General features: G+C 37.9%; 18 protein-coding genes. 8 read left to right on the forward strand and 10 right to left on the reverse strand.

What is annotated here, in order from left to right; genetic code table 11:
• Positions 1–110 precede the first annotated feature (110 nt).
• Positions 111–1,628, reverse strand: coding sequence for a leucyl aminopeptidase (locus J5X91_RS14100; RefSeq protein WP_011328164.1), 1,518 nt, complete (start codon positions 1,626–1,628; stop codon positions 111–113).
• 214 nt (positions 1,629–1,842) lie between these two features.
• Here J5X91_RS14100 and J5X91_RS14105 point away from each other — a divergent pair, with 214 nt between their 5' ends.
• Both J5X91_RS14105 and J5X91_RS14110 read left to right on the forward strand, forming a co-directional pair.
• Complete coding sequence (locus J5X91_RS14105; RefSeq protein ID WP_208835051.1) at positions 1,843–3,657, forward strand: serine/threonine protein kinase; 1,815 nt, start codon at positions 1,843–1,845, stop codon at positions 3,655–3,657.
• Between the two features lie 59 nt (positions 3,658–3,716).
• Positions 3,717–4,160, forward strand: coding sequence for a DUF3859 domain-containing protein (locus tag J5X91_RS14110; protein ID WP_208835052.1), 444 nt, complete (start codon positions 3,717–3,719; stop codon positions 4,158–4,160).
• Positions 4,161–4,263: 103 nt separating this feature from the next.
• On the opposite strand, the gene J5X91_RS14115 is transcribed toward J5X91_RS14110, so the two are convergent.
• From J5X91_RS14115 to J5X91_RS14125, 3 genes are all read right to left on the reverse strand, one after another.
• A complete protein-coding gene (locus tag J5X91_RS14115; protein ID WP_011328167.1) occupies positions 4,264–4,680 on the reverse strand; it encodes a VF530 family protein in 417 nt (138 codons plus the stop codon).
• Positions 4,681–4,752: 72 nt separating this feature from the next.
• Positions 4,753–5,745: an MDR family oxidoreductase gene (locus tag J5X91_RS14120; RefSeq protein WP_011328168.1), complete on the reverse strand. Its 993-nt coding sequence runs from the start codon at positions 5,743–5,745 to the stop codon at positions 4,753–4,755.
• Positions 5,746–5,793: 48 nt separating this feature from the next.
• Positions 5,794–6,429 (reverse strand): TetR/AcrR family transcriptional regulator, encoded by a 636-nt coding sequence (locus J5X91_RS14125; RefSeq protein WP_041454420.1) that lies wholly within the window; start codon positions 6,427–6,429, stop codon positions 5,794–5,796.
• 386 nt (positions 6,430–6,815) lie between these two features.
• Between J5X91_RS14125 and rmf the strand changes: the two genes are divergently transcribed.
• Positions 6,816–6,986: a ribosome modulation factor gene (rmf, locus tag J5X91_RS14130; RefSeq protein WP_011328170.1), complete on the forward strand. Its 171-nt coding sequence runs from the start codon at positions 6,816–6,818 to the stop codon at positions 6,984–6,986.
• 76 nt (positions 6,987–7,062) lie between these two features.
• Here the strand turns inward: rmf and fabA are convergent, their stop codons facing one another.
• Entirely contained in the window at positions 7,063–7,578 is a 516-nt protein-coding gene (gene fabA, locus J5X91_RS14135; RefSeq protein ID WP_011328171.1) for a bifunctional 3-hydroxydecanoyl-ACP dehydratase/trans-2-decenoyl-ACP isomerase, read from the reverse strand.
• 203 nt (positions 7,579–7,781) lie between these two features.
• On the opposite strand from fabA, the gene J5X91_RS14140 reads away from it, so the two are divergent.
• The 3 genes from J5X91_RS14140 to J5X91_RS14150 are packed head-to-tail and all read left to right on the forward strand — an operon-like array spanning position 7,782 to position 9,890.
• Positions 7,782–8,639, forward strand: coding sequence for a 6-carboxytetrahydropterin synthase (locus J5X91_RS14140; RefSeq protein ID WP_208835053.1), 858 nt, complete (start codon positions 7,782–7,784; stop codon positions 8,637–8,639).
• Positions 8,632–9,450 carry a M23 family metallopeptidase gene (locus J5X91_RS14145; protein ID WP_208835054.1) on the forward strand — a complete coding sequence of 273 codons (819 nt, stop codon included), beginning with the start codon at positions 8,632–8,634 and terminating at the stop codon, positions 9,448–9,450. The genes J5X91_RS14140 and J5X91_RS14145 overlap by 8 nt, the downstream gene beginning before the upstream one ends.
• A gap of 5 nt (positions 9,451–9,455) precedes the next feature.
• Positions 9,456–9,890: an acyl-CoA thioesterase gene (locus J5X91_RS14150; RefSeq protein WP_011328175.1), complete on the forward strand. Its 435-nt coding sequence runs from the start codon at positions 9,456–9,458 to the stop codon at positions 9,888–9,890.
• A gap of 198 nt (positions 9,891–10,088) precedes the next feature.
• Here the strand turns inward: J5X91_RS14150 and J5X91_RS14155 are convergent, their stop codons facing one another.
• From J5X91_RS14155 to J5X91_RS14175, 5 genes are read right to left on the reverse strand one after another with little or no spacing between them, the layout of a single operon-like run.
• Positions 10,089–11,411 carry a Na+/H+ antiporter family protein gene (locus tag J5X91_RS14155; protein ID WP_208835055.1) on the reverse strand — a complete coding sequence of 441 codons (1,323 nt, stop codon included), beginning with the start codon at positions 11,409–11,411 and terminating at the stop codon, positions 10,089–10,091.
• Complete coding sequence (locus J5X91_RS14160) at positions 11,408–13,390, reverse strand: DUF3488 and transglutaminase-like domain-containing protein (RefSeq protein WP_208835056.1); 1,983 nt, start codon at positions 13,388–13,390, stop codon at positions 11,408–11,410. Before J5X91_RS14160 ends, J5X91_RS14155 begins: the two co-directional genes overlap by 4 nt.
• The gene (locus J5X91_RS14165) at positions 13,387–14,376 is read right to left on the reverse strand and encodes a DUF58 domain-containing protein (RefSeq protein ID WP_208835057.1); all 990 of its coding nucleotides are present in this window, start codon (positions 14,374–14,376) and stop codon (positions 13,387–13,389) included. Before J5X91_RS14165 ends, J5X91_RS14160 begins: the two co-directional genes overlap by 4 nt.
• Positions 14,377–14,381: 5 nt before the next feature.
• Positions 14,382–15,287: a MoxR family ATPase gene (locus J5X91_RS14170; protein ID WP_197107941.1), complete on the reverse strand. Its 906-nt coding sequence runs from the start codon at positions 15,285–15,287 to the stop codon at positions 14,382–14,384.
• 13 nt (positions 15,288–15,300) lie between these two features.
• A complete protein-coding gene (locus tag J5X91_RS14175; RefSeq protein WP_086994129.1) occupies positions 15,301–15,684 on the reverse strand; it encodes a response regulator in 384 nt (127 codons plus the stop codon).
• Between the two features lie 426 nt (positions 15,685–16,110).
• Here J5X91_RS14175 and J5X91_RS14180 point away from each other — a divergent pair, with 426 nt between their 5' ends.
• Positions 16,111–16,854, forward strand: a complete 744-nt coding sequence (locus J5X91_RS14180) for a hypothetical protein (RefSeq protein WP_208835058.1) — start codon at positions 16,111–16,113, stop codon at positions 16,852–16,854.
• A 237-nt stretch (positions 16,855–17,091) separates the two neighbouring features.
• Positions 17,092–18,051: a sugar-binding transcriptional regulator gene (locus J5X91_RS14185; protein ID WP_086994123.1), complete on the forward strand. Its 960-nt coding sequence runs from the start codon at positions 17,092–17,094 to the stop codon at positions 18,049–18,051.
• Positions 18,052–18,340 lie beyond the last annotated feature (289 nt).

Genomic DNA, 18,340 nt, shown 5'->3' on the forward strand with positions numbered 1-18,340 from the left:
ACCTTCTAGGTTAAAGGTTATATTGCTTTAACTAACAATAAAAAACGCCAAAAGCATATATGTGCTTTTGGCGTTTTGTGTTTTAGCTAGTAAAGCTAACTAATGTATATTTAATTACTTAGTAGCCATTCACTCAATAAACGCACGCCAAATCCGGTACCGCCAGCAGATACTTCGTCTTTGCCTTTTTTAGCTAATGCATTGCCGGCTATGTCAATGTGTACCCAGCGAGTGTCACCGGCAAAATGCTCTAAAAAGCTTGCTGCAGTAGTTGCACCAGGGCCGCTGGAGCCAACATTGGTTAAATCAGCAATATCCGACTTTAAAGCATCTTTATACCCTAAAGGTAGGCGCCATAAGTTTTCGTTAACCTGTTTACCGGCTAAGGTTAATTGCGTTACTAATTTATCATCTTGTGAAAATACTGCCGCGTATTCATTGCCAACAGCACCTACTTTAGAGCCAGTTAATGTGGCTACATCAATCATTATTTCAGGATTAAAGTGCTTACGCGCATACCACATTGAATCGCTAAGTACCAAGCGGCCCTCTGCGTCGGTATTAAGTATTTCTACACTTAAGCCTTCAGCGGTACGTACTACGTCGCCCGGTGCTACAGCAAATTGCGACACCATGTTAGCGGCCATACCCATCACTGCAACTACGTTTTTATCTGCTTTAGCAAGTGCCATTGCTTTTACAGTACCCAGTACCGCTGCTGCACCTGCCATGTCTGATTTCATTCGTGCAATAGATGCACCTGTTTTAATGCTGTAGCCGCCAGAGTCAAATGTAATACCTTTACCTATTAGGGCAATAGGTGCGTCGTTAGACCCTTTATAATGAGCAACTACAAGACGAGCGCCTTGTTCGCTACCACGGCCAACAGCTTCAAGCGCTCCCATACCTAGCTCTTTTAATTGGGCAGGCTCAAGTACGCTAATAGTAACGCCAAGAGACTCTAACTCTTTAGCTGCATTGGCAAAGTCGACCGGGGTCATGTGGGTAGCAACTTCAGAAGTTAAGTCGCGGGCCAAAAACACCCCAGCTTGAATGCTTTGTAGCAACTTATATGTTTTTTGTGTTTGCTTAGTGTTAGCAACATCAAATGTGTAACTAATAGTTTCTGTGCTGGCTTTTTGCTTATATTTTTCAAAGCGGTGGTCGCGTAAATTAGCACCGTGAGCAAAGTTAGCTGCTAACTCGGCATTATTATTTAAGCCGGTTACGTCATCAAATATTACACTTGCGGTTGTTACTTTATTACCGAGTAAGCGAGCATGTATATTGCCACCTAATTTTGCAATACGGGCTTTATCTAGTTCTTTTTGTTTACCCGTACCTACCACTAATATACGATCATATTTACTGTTTTGTGGTGCTATAAGTTCGGCAACACTGGCGTAATCGCCTTTAAAGTTTTCAATGTCTATTACGCGCTGTAAATGCTGTTTAAACTCTTTATTAAGTGCTTTAAATTGTTTGTTTTTTCCATCTTGGCTATAAAATACGACTAATGTTTGTGCATCTTTGTTTATGTTTGATGAGAAAGTAAACTCAGCTGCGTGCGTACTCATACCAGCACAAAGCGCTATAGCTAAAGAAGAGGCTTTAATTATGTTTGTCATTGTTTGACCCAAAAGAATATAAAGCCCTGTTTTACCTTATTTTAGCCCAATAGGTTAAGCCCTATACGTTGAATCCGCAATTTCTAGCGATATGTAGCCTTAAAATTTAAACGAGCGCTATTACTTGAGATAAAACTTTAAATAAAATAGAGTATTACATAGCTAAAAGGGTTATTAATTTAAGCCGTTACACTTCCTTAATTGAGAAAATACAGTGCAAGCCAAAGAAATTCGTAACTTTTATATTAACGAAGAGCAATCTGTTTATTTGCTCTCACACCACGATGCTAAAAAGCATAGACAGTGGCTTAATATATGTATTAAAAAACTTACCTTACTTGGTTACGAAAATGTAGAAATGATTGGTTCAGGCGCTTTTGGTTTTGTATTTGCGGGACACGACGATACCGGCTTACCTTGGGTATTTAAGTTTTCGCGTATTACACTAGCGCAAAGTATACGCGACCGCCTAGAAGACGAAGCTTACATGCTATCGCAAATTAACAATCCACTTGTACCTGAATTTTATGCATTTGAACGAATTAAAAAACAAGGCATTTTAATGATGGCTCGCGCCATGGGCGAAGACCTTGAAAAAGTATCGTTGAAAAAAGGCCGAATTAGCGCTGCAAAAATTATGACGCTGGCAGTGCGACTCAGAAACGTGCTGCTCGATCTGCGCAATCATAATACGGGTGTAACGGCGCAGCCTATTGTGCATGGCGACATTAAACCTTCAAACTTAGTATGGGACGAAGCCAGTGATGCACTATCGTTAGTGGATTGGGGAAGCTCGGTATACGCGCAAATAGATAGTGACGGTAACCCCATTGCCAGTAATTTTATGGATTTAATGTCGGCAGACCTAAGCACTACTAACGCACGTATGGGCGATGTTTACTTTATTGGTGAAGCACAAATGTCGGGAGAGCAATCATCTCCACGCTTTGATGAGCAAGGCGTAGCGGCAACCTTGTACGCACTTGCTTCTGCACAGTCTTGTCGGTTTGGAGTAGACGTTATTCCGGCCAGCAGTTTAGGGCTACCAATAGAGCTGGCTAAAGTAATTGACGGTATGCTCTCTAAAAACAAACAAGTGAGAGATAGCGCAGGTGATTACTTTATGCGTAACATTACTAGTATGGCGAAAGCGTACCTACCTGAGTTACCTAAAAAAGTAGTTAAAGCCGCGATTCCGTTTTGGTTTAGTTATGACGAAGAGCCCGAAACCGTTGTATACAGTTCACGAAAGCAGTTTTTACGCCAAGCCGATCATAAACAGCAATTGCTTGATGTAAACGATGCCCAATTAGATCGTTACTACAAAGAGTTTTTGTTTGATACCGGAGATACCGAAAAAGCATTTTTAGCTTCAATTAGTCGTTTAGCAAAGTATCCAGCCGTAGGCGGATTAAGCTTTCATTGGAAAGATGAGTCACTGTTTGTTGAATCATCGCTAATTTTGTATAACGAAACGTTAGCCGCTGCATTTACCGATGCGGTAAATAATACCGTAATGCTGGCACAAGCAATTAGCCAAAAAGGGCTGTTTAAATGTTGTTTGTTTGACGCACGTAAAACCATTCAGCTAGAGCGCGATAGAACAGGCGCTTTTAAGTTTGAAAGTTTACCAGAACTTGATTTTGAAACGGTGAATGTAAATGCCAGTGATGTTACCCGGCCACATTCTTACTTTGAAGATGGTAAAGATCCCGACGAGCAACTACAACTGCCAAAAAAAGTAATTAAATGTGTGTTTGAGCTAAATCAAATACACCACACTGGCTGCATTATTTTTGAAGCGCTGCCCGATAGGCTCAAAATACATCATTACTACCGGTTGCTCGATGCCAGTAAAGAGGATGAGTTTAGGCGGCTGCTTAATAAGTTGATGCAATACGCAGTGAATATTACCGACGTAGGGGTAGCCGGTTTTATGAAGTTACCTTACAAAAATACTCGTGAGTTTAGTTTGTGCGAGCAGCAGGGCAATCATTACTATCCTAAAAACCCAAAAGTGACACTTTAAATATGGCAAATTTACACTCTGCTGGCATACAATAAACGTTAAATATAAAGTTAGGTGATATGGCTAAATTAAAACCGATAATTACGCTGCAAAGCTACGGTATTTACTCAACATGGGATAACGAGAGTAAAGCATTGCCGCAAATAGAGCAATTTACTACCGAGGTCATCGCTACTCTTGATGTTGAATTTGGTTTGATCATAAATATTAAAAAAGCCAAAGGCGAAAAATTACATTACAGCATTTATCATCCTAATATACCCGATGATGAAGGCGACATAATGCCTCCTTTTTCCGGAGTGGTGTATGTTAAAAACAGCGACTGGCATTTTTATTTAGGTGATACTTTATGGCCACCAATTAATAATAAACTTGGTAATTGGCGCATGACCATAGAGTACAATGGCAAACTTATAGCGGATAAAACATTTAATGTAGCACTGCCTACAGAGCGCTCGGCTGTAGAGTTTTGGCAAGATAGGGGATACAAGCCTCTAAAGTAAACTTTATATCTTTGTTGCTGTTAACTTATAGGGTATGAGTAAAAAGGCGTAATAAAAAAGCCGGCAATGCCAGCTTTAATAATGAGTGGTTTAACCTTGTGCTTTAGTTGCCCCAAGGATTAGTTGAGCTAACACGCTGTTTACGGGTACGCGCACGTTGCTTAGTCTCTTTTTTCTCCATAATACGCTTTGCATCAGTAAAGCTTAACTCACACGGCTCACCAGGTTTATGATCAGCAGGGATCACGCGATCACGCGGTGGCAGTTCGTATTGCACATCATCAGGACGTGGTAAGTTTTTAAGGCGATACAAATAAAAGTTATCTACTTTTTCTTGTGCCCACTGTGTTTTACGTAAAAATTTAACCGCCGATTTAATATCAGGATTATTTTTAAAGCAATTTAGCTGTAAATAAGCGTATAGGAGTTCCCACCCATATTGTTCAACCAGCTCTTCAACCACTTGTTCTAATTTTACGCCTTGCAGTGGGTTATTACTGAAAAGTTCTTGGTTGCTCATAGGTGTTGCCTCGTTATTAAAATACAAAGTGTATTATAAATTTAATAACGAGGCTTTAACAGTGTAAAAAGCTTAACTTTGGCAATTAACTACAACACGGCCGCGAATTTTACCTTTCATAAGCTGCTCGGCGTTATCAATTACTTGTTCAAGCGTTATTTCAGTCGATATTTTATCAAGGTAATCAGCTGCTACTAAAGATGCTAAACGATCCCATGCTTCAATTCGGTCGGCTTTTGGGCGCATTACGCTATCAATGCCTATTAATCGAATGCCACGTAATATAAATGGTGCTACAGAGCCAGGTAAATCCATACCTTGTGCAAGCCCACATGCGGTTACAACACCTCCATATTTTAATGAGGCGCAAATATTAGCTAAAGTATGGCTACCTACTGAGTCTATAGCTGCGGCAAAACGCTCTTTTTGTAGCGGCTTACCTGGGTTTGAAAGCTCATCACGATTAATTACATTTGCTGCTCCTAGCTCTTTTAAATAATCACTTTGCTCCATTCGTCCAGTAGCTGCGGTTACATTGTAGCCAAGCTGATTTAGTAAATATATTGCAAAACTACCTACGCCACCATTAGCACCGGTTACCAGCACTTCGCCTGAATCGGGTGTTATGCCTTGTTTTTCGAGTGCAATTACACTGAGCATAGCGGTGTAACCCGCAGTGCCAACTTGCATAGCTTGTTTAGGTGAAATGCCAGCAGGCAAGGGGATTAACCAATCGCTATTAAGTGCTGCTTTTTGAGCCAGCCCACCCCAGTGTTTTTCGCCTACACCAAACCCATTTAAAATTACCTTATCGCCACTTTTAAATTCATCGCTGGTGGAGTGGCTCACAGTGCCTACTAAATCTATACCCGGCACCATAGGAAAACTGCGTACCACAGGCCCTTTTCCGGTTATTGCTAAGCCATCTTTATAATTTAAAGTGCTGTATAGCACATCAATAGTGACATTTTCATTCGGCAGGTCACTATTCTTAATGCTGCTTAAAGAGGCGCTGTAGTTATTATCATCTTTATTAATAACAATGGCTTTAATTGGGTTACTCATGGGATATCCTTTTAGACCGATCGTCTTTTAATTGGTAAAAAAAACGCATTAGGTTAGTAATGCGCGTAAAAACATTTCTGTATACAAAGTAAGTGGAGTATTAGACTTAGTGAGCTTGGCACGCATAACCGCACCCTCCCAACCAATCCAAAAGTACTCACTCATTAATGGGGTGTTTACACTGTTGGCAATTGTACCTTGCTGCTTTGCTTGGTTTAAACACACCTCTACCAAGTTTTGCCAGCTAGTATAACTTTGCAATAAGCGGGTTTTAAATTCGTCACTTAAGTGATTCAGTTCTTGATTTAAATTGCCTACTAAACAGCCACGCTTATAATCGTACTTCTTCATCCCTTTAATGGCACTTTGGGTAAAGTTGACTATTCGCTCCAGCGGGGGGACGTCACTTTGTTGTAAATAATGATTAAGTTTGGCAATAAAATAACTGTCGTAAGCATCAACAAGGGCAATACCGTACGCTTCTTTACTTTTAAAGTAATGATAAAAAGAGCCTTTAGGTACGGCTGCTTTTTTTAATATGGTATCGAGGCCAGTTGCGCTAAAACCAAACTCGGTTAGTGTTTCTAGGCCTGTGCGAATAAGTAACGCTTTGGTATCGGCGTTTTCTCTGGCTACTTTGGGTGGGCGGCCACGCCTCACTGGAGTTGGTGTGTTTTTGTTCATACAACATATTAGACCGATCGACTTTAAATAATCAAGCATTAATTGTGTTGTTTATTAAATAAGCTAAATAAAATTTAAAATAATTAAAAAATAGACTAGATTAATTTGGAACTAAGGCTAAATTAGCCGGTCACAATATATACACAACAGTGTAATAAAACGATTTTTTAATCGTGTTTTTAAGTTAGATTAAACCGGTCAATACAGTGCAAGTACGACCACTTACTTTTTAAAAAGCTAATTCATCATTGCATCAGCAGCTTAGTTAAAGTCAAACTAATTAATTGCTTTTATAATTTGAATTAACCTTTTTTATTAGCTATTCATTACATGTAGATTTCACTAATGCTACAAAATATATAAATACAAAGGTGAGGATATTACCGATGAAGAGACAAAAAAGAGATCGTTTAGAGAGAGCACATTCTCAAGGATTTAAAGCAGGTTTAGCAGGTCGCTCTAAAGAGCATTGTCCCTATCAACAAGTTGATCCAAAATCAGAATGGTTAGGTGGTTGGCGCGAAGCAATAGATAATCGTAATATTTATAAAACATAGTATATAACTGAATTTAAGCAAAAATGCCTCCAAGTGGAGGCATTTTTGTATGTGTATTTTAATTATTAACAGTTAATTAAAATGCACTGGTGTCTTGAAATAGACCTACTTTTAAATCTTTCGCTTCGTAGATTACACGGCCATCTACTTCTACCGTGCCATCGGCAACACCCATAAATAATTTGCGTTTAATTACGCGTTTCATTACTAGGCGGTAGGTTACTTTTTTAGCGGTTGGTAAAATTTGGCCGGTAAATTTAACTTCACCCACACCTAGCGCACGGCCAAGACCTGGACCGCCAGACCAACCTAAGTAAAATCCAACTAACTGCCACATAGCGTCTAAACCTAAGCAACCGGGCATTACAGGGTCACCTTTAAAATGGCAGTCGAAAAACCATAAGCTAGGGTCAATATCTAGCTCAGCAACAATTTCGCCTTTACCGTGTATTCCGCCATCGGCAGTAATAGAGGTAATGCGGTCCATCATTAACATATTGTCGCTTGGTAAACGGCAGTTACCTTCACCAAACATTTTACCTTCACCACATAGGATCAAGTCTTCTTTTGTATAGCTATTTTTAGGTTCCATAACACTTATCTTCGCTTATAAATTGCCAACTACTTTAGCGTACACTTGTACGCTGAACAACTCGGATCAGTTAAAAAAGCTAAATTTAGGAGGTTTTTTCATCAATCGATTCGTGTAATTGATTTTAGCCTGATTAAACCGCGCAATTACAATCATAAATCATTATAATTACAGCTGACTTTTAACCTGTTTAAAGGAAATTTATGATCCTTTTTGTTAACTCACTAACAGTGATAGATTTTTCTTACTTGTGTAATAAACGCGGCGCAGTTGGCGAGAGCTGGATTGTTGATTTAACTTTGCATGGCAAACTAAACGATGAGTCTATGGTATTAGACTTTGGCTTAGTTAAAAAGCAAATTAAAGGCATTATAGATGAGTGTATTGATCATCGTTTAGCTGTACCTAATAATCTAAATGGCGTGGTTAGCGAATTTAGCGACCATAAAACATTAGATTGTACATTTGGTGACAACCACCATTTGGCGATGAGTGCTCCACATCAAGCTTATTGTATGATTAACGCTGATGAAGTAACAATTGCATCGGTTACAGATTTTTTAATAGCGACTATTTTGCCACAGCTGCCAGATAATATTGAAAAAATTGAGCTGTCATTAAAGCCAGAGCATAACCAAAGCTATTATTACCATTACAGCCATGGCCTTAAAAAGCACGATGGTAATTGCCAACGTATTATTCATGGGCATCGTTCTCAAATTGGTATTAGTTTAGATGGTATTTCTATGCCACGTCTGCAAAAAGAATGGTCACAAAAGTGGGAAGACATTTATCTAGCCACCGCTGAGGATCAAATTAAGGCAGACGAATTGCAGCACGTTAGCGCTAAAGCTGGCGATGTATGTTTTGCATATACTTCAGCGCAAGGCTATTTTGAAATGGCTATTAGCGAATCGCGTTGTGATATTTTACCTAGTGATACCACGGTTGAATGCATTGCAGAATACTTAGCGGGTCAGGTAAAAGCACAGTATCCTGAAAAAGCGGTAAAAATAACGGCCTACGAAGGAGTAGGCAAAGGGTCTATTAGCCATGCTTAAAACAATATTAGCAGCCGTGTTAATTTCCTCTACTAGCTTAAGTGCAATGGCGCTTGAGCTAAAAGGGCAATTAACTCAAGGCGGTTTAGTAACCGGTAATATTAGTAACGCGCAGTCGGTTAGCTTTAACGACAAAACACTTAAGCTTTCGAGTAAGGGGGATTTTGTATTTGGCTTTGGTCGCGATGCACCAACAAATCACACACTTAAATGGGTTGATAAAGCTGGTGTTGAGCACAGTGAAAGCCTAGTAATTACTAAGCGCGACTATCAAATTGATAAAATTACCGGCGTTGCTAAAAAATATGTATCGCCGGCTAAAGAACTCAGCGCACGTATAAGTAAAGAGGCTGCTGCGATTAGAGCTGCGCGCCAAGTTAATTCTGACCTATTGTACTTTTTAGATCCTGTGCTAAAACCTGCACAAGGGCGTATATCTGGGGTGTATGGTAGCCAACGTTATTTTAATGGCGAGCCACGCAGACCACATTTTGGCTTAGATATAGCCAATAAAACGGGGACACCTGTGTATGCACCTATAAGTGGTACAGTGGTGTTTTCGCAGCCGGATATTTATTATTCAGGTGGCACACTTATTTTAGACCATGGCCACGGCGTTACCTCTACTTATATTCATTTAAGTAAGCTTGATGTAAAGCTGGGCGATAAAATTGAGCAAGGTAGTAAAATAGCTGAGATAGGTGCAACAGGGCGGGTAACAGGCCCGCATTTAGATTGGCGTTTTAACTGGCAAGGTGAACGCCTTGATCCGGCCTTATTAATGCAAAACAAATTAGCTAATAAAAAGTAGATACTATGACACAAGTAGAGCGCGATGCTATTATCGCGCAACGTATTAAAGATTCCACCACATCGGTAACTAAAACAGTGTTTCCGGGGCGAACTAATCACCACAACACTTTATTTGGTGGCGACGCTTTAGCTTGGATGGACGAGGTTGCTTTTATAGCGGCAACGCGTTTTTGCCGTAAGCCTTTAGTTACCATTTCATCAGATCGAGTAGACTTTAAAGAAGCTATTCCTGCAGGTACTTTTGCTGAACTTATAGCAAAAGTGGTGCATGTAGGTAATACCAGTTTAAAAGTTGATGTCGATATACTTCTAGAAACTATGCATAATGACAACAAGCATTCTGCTATTAGTGGCAGCTTTACCTTTGTTGCAGTAAATGATGATCACCGACCAACGCCTGTTGTTTGCGATAAAATGATTTATGGTTTTGACAAGTAAACATTAGAATAAAGTATTTTAATGTTATTAAAAATAAGCACTTTAAGTAGTGCTTATTTAAATACCACTAAAGAACACATCATACTAGTTGGTTATAAAAGATATAACTAAGCAACAGAGTCAATTTTAATAAAAATTATCAAGGTGGAAGGTCGATAACCTAATCTATTATTAGGTTATCGTTTTACATTAATTAGGTTAAAGCACCATGGCGGCTATCCAGCCAAATATTAATAACGGTATATTAAAGTGAATAAAGGTAGGCACTACTGAATCCCAAATGTGGTCGTGCTGGCCATCAGCATTTAGCCCGGAAGTTGGCCCAAGTGTAGAGTCAGAAGCGGGGGAGCCTGCATCACCTAACGCACCGGCCGTACCCACTAAAGCAGCAGTGGCCATAACCGAAAAGCCCAGCTGTAAACATAAAGGAACAAATAAAGTAGCTATAATTGGTACGGTTGAAAATGAGCTACCTATACCCATGGTAATAAACAATCCAACTAATAAAATAACCGCTGCCGCAATGGGTTTATTCCCAGCAAATAACTCAGCGCCACTGTGTACTAAACTAGCCACATGACCTGTAGCTTGCATAACAGCTGCAAATCCTTGAGCAGAAATCATTATAAAACCAATCATTGCCATCATAGCGACGCCTTTACTAAATACGTCGCCATTATCTTCCCATTTAACGATACCGAAAACGCTAAAAATCATTACACCCACTAAGCCGCCTAAAATCATTGAACCGCTAGCGTTTTGCGCAATAAGTGAAGCAAGTACAGCAAACAGGCCAACTAACATTACCTTTTTTGGGTTTTCTACCGTGGTTTCTTTACTTTCTATGGTAAGCGGTAGCGCTGCGTAGTCGCGACGTTTTCTGTAACTAAAAAATATTGCAATTAATAAACCTGCAAACATGCCCAAAGCCGGAATTATCATTGCCATAGGAACTTGGGTATTTATTATTTCTAAACCGTTATCCACTAAATTTTTATGGAGTATTGAATATAAGTAAATACCACCAAAGCCATACGGTAGTACCATATAAGAAGTAGCTAAACCAAAAGTTAATATACAAGCTATTGCACGTCTATCCAGCCTAAGTTTATTAAAAATTACCAGCAGCGGTGGAATAAGAATAGGAATAAAGGCGATATGAACCGGCACTAAGTTTTGCGATGAAATGGCGCAGATCATTATTATAAATAAAATAAAATAACTGAGCAGGGTTTCACTGCCACTTTTTTGTGCATTAACTTTAGCTAATAATTTTGCGGCTAAAATACGTGTTAAACCTGACTTAGAAATAGCCACTGCAAAAGCACCTAACATGGCATAACTTAGTGCTATTTCAGCACCTGCCGACAATCCCGAATTAAAGGCGTCTATACTTTCTTTTAAGCCCAAACCAGCGGTTAAACCAGCAACTAGGGCACTTATTATCATTGCAACAATAACATTTACGCGGACCAAGGTAAGCCCAAGCATTAATAAAACGCCTATAACAACCGCATTCATAGATTTCTCTGTTTCGTAGATTTAATTAATTTTATCAGATATTTTGCCTGAGTTTTACGTTCTTTATTAAATGGTTTTTTAGCATAGCGTACTTGGTTAAATAACTGACTAAACTCGAGTAATTGTTGCTCAACGTGCGGCGCTTGCGATGCTAAGTGTTGTAATTGTTGAGTAGGCGTTAAATGATCGGCTATCTTAAGTTTACGTTTTTTAGCCCAATTTATTAATTGTTCAAACTCTTTAACCATAGGAGCTAATTTAGTAGCGGGCTTAGGCCAATTTAAATAAACAAAATAACTAACAAAAGTTAGCCCTAAAATAACAATTACAGCCAGCGGTACCAGCCAAATATTTTTGCTGCCAAAAATAGACTTTAAAAAGTCGTTTTGTTTTTCATCATCAAAACCAAGTACCCAGCTAGACCACTTATAATCTAAGTTTTCTAGCTCTAGCCTTAACCAATTAATAGCTGCAAAGTTACTTAAACTGACCAAACCAAAGTCGAGATTGCTTTTAAACTCATTATTTAATTCATTATTTTGTGAAAGCGATCCTGTAAGCCTATCGGGAGCAACCACCGCTGTGGCATCAAATATTTGCCAGCCTTCATTATCTAAATACACTTCTACCCATGCATGTGCATCATATTGGCGAACAGATAAAGTATTATTATCAGTATTAAGCTCACCACCTAAATAGCCACTGACAACTCTTGCCGGTATACCCGCACTTCTAAAAATATAAGCTGCGGCACTGGCATAGTGGCCACAAAACCCACGTTGTTGCTCAAACATAAACTGATCAATAGTATTGTTGCCGCTCATTGGCGTCGGGTTAAGCGTATAACTAAATTTTTTGTCTATAAAGTACTGTAGTAATGCATTGTAAAAATCACGGTCGCTGGTTAAGTTTTGTTTTAAATTATAGGCAAGAGCACTTGCTTTGTTATTGTCGTTATTTACTAAATGTTTGTAGTGCTTAGTTTGCCACTGTAATAAAGGAGCATTTGTTAGTGCAGAGCTGCTTGCTGTGTATTGCACACTTTTAGCTTGGTAATTTTTTTTACGCAGTAAGCCCAGTGAGTCACTCTCTACGTTATCGTTATTACTGGTTGCAAAGTTGAGCCCATATAACCACTTTTGACTCGAGGGCTCGGCAATAATCGAATAGTCGTATTTTGTTAAACTACTAACTTGTTGCGTTTTAGTTTGAGTTACGCTGTTATGCTTTAATAAATTGGAAGTGAGCCACGCATTTCCGTTAAACTCATCGTGTACTAAGGCTCGCCAATACAGGGGATCTTTAGGTGCTAGATCATTAAATTTAGCTCTAAAAACCAGTTCATCTGAATTAGATAACTTGGCAATATCAAACGGATCTATTTGCTCAGACAAACCTGTTTTAGCTAACTTTGGCCCAGGTAGTTGCCAAAATGCCGGCATTTTTGGTAAAAATATTAATAAAAATACCGCCAGCGGTAATGCCAATAATAGTAATTTACCGCTTTGTTTAGATGCGACTTTTAAATTATGTTTTGATTCTAACAAGCCTAGTACGGCAAAATTTAAAATGTACAAACTACTCACTACTAAAGTAGTTAAAATACTTTGGTTAAATAAATAAACCGCCGAAAGCGAAAAAAATGTCAGCGTAGTTATTACATGATAATGCTTTTTAGTTTTCGCCTGTAACAACTTAAATAAGCTTGAAAGCAACAACATAGCCACAAATAAAATAACCGTGTCGCTAAATCCCACACTAAAAAGCATTAACCCTAAAGCAAGTGCTGCTAAAGCGTTAGCCAACCAGGCATTAGGTTTAGTTTTATTACTTATGGTTACATAAAAGTTCCACGCACAAAGTAGCGCTAGTACACTAATAAATACAATTGGTAAGTGAGCAATAAAAAACACGACTAAGCAGCTGTATATAAAACACAGTGAATAATTTATTACTTTTATGTTTTTTATTGCCGTCACTTTGTATAACCATTAAATGTACTAAGTGATTCTAAACAAAGTGTTTTATGTTGCACACCTACGTTGGTAGCTATTATTTTACTTGGTAGTTTTAGCATAAAGGGGGTGTTATTCTCTGTTGCTTCACATACTAAAAAGCACAGCTGGTTTAAGCGTTGCTCGGTATCGCCATGCATTAAATCAAAATCAAATAATGCATCAGCAGCTTTAAAATCAACAAACTCTTTAACTAATAACTGCTGTGTTTTAGCAAAATGTTTCCAAGAAATTCTTTGCAATCCCATTTCAGGCAAGTGCGGTATTAATGTTTCAAACTCTTCACTACCGAGTTGTTTGGCAATACTGTTTTCGGCTTGATCGGCTAGACTATTTATCTGAGCGTCACTAAACACCTTTTCAAGTGAAGGGTAAATATAAACACTTGATTGTAGTTGAATGTAGCTCCAAACAGTGATCAAGCCAAAGGGATAATTACTGGCAATTTTTATTCGCTGTAGTGAGTAACATCCGCGTTTGTTATAGGGTAGTGGTAAGCTTAGCATTTGGGCTGTATTGGTTATTTCATCATGATCAATTTGCGTTTGTTGATCGCCTTGATAAATTAGCATCACAGATTGGCAAATCGAGGGGCTTTGTACAGCAAACTGAACTTGTGGATTTTGTGGTGCAAAGCTCGAAAGTGAATTTTTAAAAGTAACAGTTAGGCCTTTTGCATTGCTGTAACCCAGTAGTACAGCAATAATCATTACCACAAACATTAAATAAGCCATGATCAAAATTAAGTTGTTTTGATAGTTAATCCCCATCACAAAATTTAAAATAGCTACACTAATAAAGTAGCAGCCAAGGGCTGATGGAAAAACATAAATAGTTTTGTGTTCAAGTGTAATTAACTGTTTTAAATGTTTATTTTTTAATAATTTATTAAATATGGCACGTTTAAATGACTTAAATAAAGCAGGGCGCTTAGCTTTTTTATTTGGCATAAATGCTATACCGGAACCATAACAGCTTTTAATATTTGCATAACTTGCGCTTCGCCCGACTCATTGTGTAACCCTAAACGGTGCTGACAAACACTGGCAAAAACTGCTTGCACATCTTCAGGCATAACAAAGTCACGACCGTCAATATAAGCCCATGATTTAGCAGCTTTTGCTAATGCCATGCTAGCGCGTGGCGATAACGATGCAGCAAAATTATTACTTTCGCGTGTATAATTTACCAATTCAATAATATAATCAATTACAGGATTACTAAGTGTAATATTGCTAATTTCAGTTTGAATTTGAGCTAATTGTTGCTCAGTAATACGTTGTGGTAGCTGGGTGTAGTCACGCTTTTGCATATTTAGTAACAGCCTTTTTTCGGCTTCTTTTGGCGGAAAACCAAGGCTAATACGCATTAAAAAACGATCCAGCTGCGACTCAGGTAAAGGGTAAGTACCTGATTGATGTAATGGATTTTGTGTAGCAATAACAAAAAATGGGGTAGGAAGAGAATACTTTTTACCATCAACAGTAACTTGTTGTTCTTCCATTGCCTCAAGTAAGGCGCTTTGTGTTTTAGGTCCCGCTCTGTTTATTTCGTCTGCTAAAACAACTTGGCTAAAAATAGGCCCTTTATGAAAGCTAAAACTGTGTTCATTACTATTAAATACATTAGTACCTAATATGTCGGCTGGGAGTAAGTCGCTGGTAAATTGTATCCGTTGATACGACAAGCCTAAAACGGCTGCTAAGGCATGCGATAACGTTGTTTTACCCATGCCAGGTAAATCTTCAATTAGTAAATGGCCTTCACTAAATAAGCAGGTGAGCGCGAGCTTTATTTGTTGTTTTTTACCAAAAATAACATTAGATAAATCATCGATAATTGCACTAACAGAACTTTGCATACTAACCTTATTATTATTCAATGAGCTCTAAACGCTTCATTACTGTATCTACTTTTTGTACATTAAACGGTTTTGCTATAACCCCTTTAGCACCAAGTTCCCACGTATTTTCTACATTTTCGAAACTGTTATGGCCAAAGCAAATAACAACATGAATATGCGGATAGCAATTATTTATATAAGTTAAAATATCACTACCTTCAGAGTCAGGTATTTCGACATCTAAAAATATAACCTTTGGGGACTTTTCGCTAAGCAGCGGTTTTGCACAATCAAAATCTTCACACTCAAGAATATCTTCATAACCAAGATCCGTTAAAATTTGGTTTAGATAGTCGCGACTGTTTTTTGTATCATCAATGATTAAAATAGGTTCTAGTGGGTGCACAAATTCCATATGTTGTTACTTCTATTGTTAATACCATTTGAGTACTTTCAATACTAAGCTAACCACCTCATAAGCTCAAGATAGTAACTAAAAAACAGTCATTAATAACTGATTTAAATAATTTTTAGCTACTTTGTCGTTTTATTAAATAACCTCCGCGCATTACTTATCCTTTAATATTGTAAAAATTTACGTTGCAAGTGATTTACGTTTAATTAATAAAAAACAAATTAACAATTATGGTGTTTTAACCTACTGATATAATTGGCTTATTATTGCAAGGTAACGCATTGTGAATTTTTTGTTATTTAAATAGTTGACGTACGAACCTCTTGCTGGGATTATGACCACAGCAAGGGCTTATGCCCACACTGTAATTTAGCACTATATAACTCAAGCCAAACGCAGAGCTTATACAACCAAAGAAGCATATTTATGAAAGCTAAACATGTATTAACACTAACGGCAGCAATAGCAACTTATAGTAGCCAGGTACACAGCAACGATTTTAATTTAGGGTTAGAATTTAAAACAAATCACTTATGGCATGGCTCAATTGTAACGCCAGGCCCAATGGTTGCTGGTGAATTAACTTATAAAACGGCGGATAATAAAATCACCTTAGGTTTATGGGGTGGGACCTCTTTTGATGGTGAGTATCAGGAGTTTACTTATTTTGCTTCTTATAAGTTTTCAAAGCAGCTGTTCATTGAAATTGTTAATCATGGGAACCACTCGTCGATTAATAATGTAGATATTTTTGACTATTCAAGCGATCCGGATAAAACCGGAAACTTTATTGATGTCGGTCTTGGTTATACCTTTGCGGGCGAAATGCCATTATCACTTTACTACTCAGTAATAGTTCAAGGGATAGATACCTATTTAGATGGAAGTTCAGGAAAAAACAAACAAGCTTACACTAACTATCTCGAAGCTAGCATGCCCGTGTGGAAGGGTAATGAATTAGATGAGCAAGTCTCTGTATTTATTGGTGGTGCTTTTTCTTTTTTAGATCAGCAAAACTTTTATGATGATAACGCTAATATAGTTAACTTAGGTTTTACTTACTCCAAGAGCTTACAAATATTAGAGTATAATTTTCCTATATCGGCAACAGCTATGTGGAACCCCGCGCAAAATAAAGGTGCATTACAGGTCGCATTTACGTTTTTATAATTTTTATAGCTGTGGCCATAACTTGCACTTAGCTGTAATAGAAAAAATATGTTGTGAGCAATTAGAAAGCGATAACTTGATTTCTATTAGTGCAATAACATGAAAATTCGACACTTTTATTAAATGAATGGTATATTTAGAGGGCTAATAACAATTAAATAATTCGTTCAATTAACAAAAATATTTTGCTGTTAATCAATTTTAATAGTCTATTTATTTTGATTTTAAGAGGTTTCAGTGGCCAAGCTATCTAATACAGAAATTAGAAAACTCGATGACGCAGCAAGAGCAGGGTGGTTGTATTATGTTGCAGGTAAAACACAAGACGAAATAGCTAAAAAGCTTAATACCTCACGCCAATCGGCACAAAGAATGGTAGCGCTATCTGTTAGCCAAGGATTAATAAAAGTAAGACTCGATCATCCTATTGCTAAATGTATGGATTTGGCTGAACAAATTAAAACACGTTTTGGTTTGCTCTCTTGTGATGTAGTCCCTAGTGATCCGTCAGAACCTTCATCTACATTAGGTTTGGCACAAGCTGGTGCGGCTGAAATAGAACGCCATTTAAAATCACCACAACCAAAAGTTATTGCAATGGGAACTGGGCGAGTTTTACGCGCATGCGTAGATGAGCTGCGAACACAAGATTGCCAACAACATAAAATAGTTGCCATGTTAGGCAATATGGCATTAGACGGATCGGCATCGCCATACGATGTAGTAGTAAGAATGGCGGAACATATAAATGCCAAACATTACCCTATGCCATTACCAGTTTTGCCACGCACCATTGAGGAAAAGCAGCAACTGCATTCACAGCAGAATGTTGCTAGTAATTTAAAATTAGCCACGAATGCAGATGTTACATTTGTAGGCGTTGGTAATTTAGGATTAAATTCGCCACTTCATAAAGACGGTTTTGTAAGCCTTGACGAACTCCAAGAGTTACAACAGCAAGGTGCTGTAGGAGAAATGATAAGCTGGGTGTTTGATAAAAATGGTAAGTTATTAGATTGTAATGTTAATCAACGAGTAGCAAGTACGCCATTAAAAGTTAATTCAGATAAACAAATTTTTGCCATAGCTGCCGGAGAAGAAAAAGTATTAGCCATTTTAGGTGCACTAAGATCTAAAATGATTAGTGGGCTTATTACTAACGAATACACGGCCGAGCGTTTACTAAGTATTGAGTAACTTATATTTTAAATGAAAACCTGAAATATAATATTCCATGCATTAGATTACATACATTAGAAAATATTAATTAAATTTAAATGTACCAAACTGAGAATAACTAACTTAGATAAAAACCTCTTTAATGTCCGATACCGTCTAGTATTGGACATTAAAGGGCTAATAAAGAGAGTATGTGGAACTCCTTATTAATACATATTTAACAACCTATAATTTATATTATGTTAAACAACATAAAACACGACAATATGACGCTGTTTAGGCGTTGCCTGTTAAAATGACGCGAACG

The sequence above is a fragment of the Pseudoalteromonas sp. K222D genome (assembly GCF_017653575.1).
GTDB classification, from domain to species: Bacteria; Pseudomonadota; Gammaproteobacteria; order Enterobacterales; family Alteromonadaceae; genus Pseudoalteromonas; species Pseudoalteromonas nigrifaciens.

What these genes read in the sequence shown, in the direction of transcription:
- J5X91_RS14100 (WP_011328164.1), bottom strand. Translation starts at nt 1,628, where the DNA reads ATGACAAACATAATTAAAGCCTCTTCTTTAGCTATAGCGCTTTGTGCT.
- J5X91_RS14110 (WP_208835052.1), top strand. Translation starts at nt 3,717, where the DNA reads ATGGCTAAATTAAAACCGATAATTACGCTGCAAAGCTACGGTATTTAC.
- J5X91_RS14115 (WP_011328167.1), bottom strand. Translation starts at nt 4,680, where the DNA reads ATGAGCAACCAAGAACTTTTCAGTAATAACCCACTGCAAGGCGTAAAA.
- J5X91_RS14120 (WP_011328168.1), bottom strand. Translation starts at nt 5,745, where the DNA reads ATGAGTAACCCAATTAAAGCCATTGTTATTAATAAAGATGATAATAAC.
- J5X91_RS14125 (WP_041454420.1), bottom strand. Translation starts at nt 6,429, where the DNA reads ATGAACAAAAACACACCAACTCCAGTGAGGCGTGGCCGCCCACCCAAA.
- rmf (WP_011328170.1), top strand. Translation starts at nt 6,816, where the DNA reads ATGAAGAGACAAAAAAGAGATCGTTTAGAGAGAGCACATTCTCAAGGA.
- fabA (WP_011328171.1), bottom strand. Translation starts at nt 7,578, where the DNA reads ATGGAACCTAAAAATAGCTATACAAAAGAAGACTTGATCCTATGTGGT.
- J5X91_RS14140 (WP_208835053.1), top strand. Translation starts at nt 7,782, where the DNA reads ATGATCCTTTTTGTTAACTCACTAACAGTGATAGATTTTTCTTACTTG.
- J5X91_RS14145 (WP_208835054.1), top strand. Translation starts at nt 8,632, where the DNA reads ATGCTTAAAACAATATTAGCAGCCGTGTTAATTTCCTCTACTAGCTTA.
- J5X91_RS14150 (WP_011328175.1), top strand. Translation starts at nt 9,456, where the DNA reads ATGACACAAGTAGAGCGCGATGCTATTATCGCGCAACGTATTAAAGAT.
- J5X91_RS14155 (WP_208835055.1), bottom strand. Translation starts at nt 11,411, where the DNA reads ATGAATGCGGTTGTTATAGGCGTTTTATTAATGCTTGGGCTTACCTTG.
- J5X91_RS14165 (WP_208835057.1), bottom strand. Translation starts at nt 14,376, where the DNA reads ATGCCAAATAAAAAAGCTAAGCGCCCTGCTTTATTTAAGTCATTTAAA.
- J5X91_RS14170 (WP_197107941.1), bottom strand. Translation starts at nt 15,287, where the DNA reads ATGCAAAGTTCTGTTAGTGCAATTATCGATGATTTATCTAATGTTATT.
- J5X91_RS14175 (WP_086994129.1), bottom strand. Translation starts at nt 15,684, where the DNA reads ATGGAATTTGTGCACCCACTAGAACCTATTTTAATCATTGATGATACA.
- J5X91_RS14180 (WP_208835058.1), top strand. Translation starts at nt 16,111, where the DNA reads ATGAAAGCTAAACATGTATTAACACTAACGGCAGCAATAGCAACTTAT.